Below are 1,136 nucleotides of genomic sequence, written 5' to 3'. Positions count from 1 at the left end.
GACAAGCATCGTCATTTTATTATGGTCAGCCTCAGGGTGAAGTGTGTCTAATCAACAGGGTTTTCGGTCTCTAAGTACTTTTTAAAGGGAACATCATCGACTCAAATCTCTATTTGCAACAGTGCCGTTCTATGCACCGGATTTTTCTATTTGGGGCTTACAAACAAACATTGACCTAGAACGACAAAACGTAGTTTTTATATAGCTAGTTATAGCTAACTTACAACTAGGTTTAGTTATTTTAATTAAACTATTGATTAAGCCCACTTAACATATTGATTTATTAATTAATATTTTGATTTTTTGATATATTCCGCCACTGAATATTACTTGAATAGCGTACAAAATAATCAATAGAAACTGCTGTAGTTTCTGAATGACCTTTCTAGGTCCTTAGTTTATAAGCCTGCCTCACTTTCCTTGAGCGGGCTTTTTTTTGCTTGGATTTTAATTGTCATTATTCAATTACTCCTTTGATGGGTTGAATAGCCACTGATTTTATAGATACCTTTTAGTTAGATTTTTCAGTTTTTATAAGAACTACTGATTAGGACCTTGACACCCTGCTTTTTACTGGATAATCTTATTTCAACGCAGCAAAATCTGTGTGCAGGCGTGAGAACCTGATAAAATATCTAGGTGCAATTAAATGTCGCACTTGCGGCTATTTTTTTTGCCTACTGTTAAGCAGTCCCTATGGTAGCTTAGCAGGGCAGCTTCGTGCTGGCTGATCCTAGATTCAGTATTCTCACCCCTGTTAAGTTGCCTCCATTGCCGTGAGAAGCGATGGAGATAATTAAACTCTTATCTAGGAAACTGCTATGCATACTAAATTCAATGATGCAAACCCATGCATGCCAAAAAACCTCGCTAAACAACTGATTGTCGAAAGCGCAAAACTTCTGAATCATCAACAACGTCAAGCCTTGCTCGATATTTTCATGACTTTAGATCAGGCGGAAAAAACAGCTGAAAATACACTTCAACAACATGCTGTAGCGCAACAAAGGTAAGCGTCCGCTGAACACACCTTATGAATTCATCCTATAAGCCTTAATTTAGTCCCCACTTAAAAACAAGTGGGGACTAAAATTTATGACTACAAATCACCAGACATCCATCGCATCTCTTGCGAA

The 1,136-nt window shown here is 37.3% G+C and carries 1 protein-coding gene; it reads left to right on the top strand.

The genetic code is table 11. From position 1 onward, the window contains the following. Window positions 1-821 precede the first annotated feature (821 nt). Complete coding sequence (locus tag FTT73_RS16150) at window positions 822-1,013, top strand: hypothetical protein (RefSeq protein ID WP_257232896.1); 192 nt, start codon at window positions 822-824, stop codon at window positions 1,011-1,013. The last annotated feature ends 123 nt before the right edge of the window (window positions 1,014-1,136 follow it).

The sequence above is a fragment of the Acinetobacter sp. YH01006 genome (genome assembly GCF_013420445.1).
Lineage (GTDB): Bacteria > Pseudomonadota > Gammaproteobacteria > Pseudomonadales > Moraxellaceae > Acinetobacter > Acinetobacter pseudolwoffii.
This window is presented reverse-complemented; position numbering and strand designations above follow the sequence as displayed.

Coding starts and splice junctions, on each gene's coding strand:
- FTT73_RS16150 (WP_257232896.1), top strand. CDS start 822: ATGCATACTAAATTCAATGATGCAAACCCATGCATGCCAAAAAACCTC.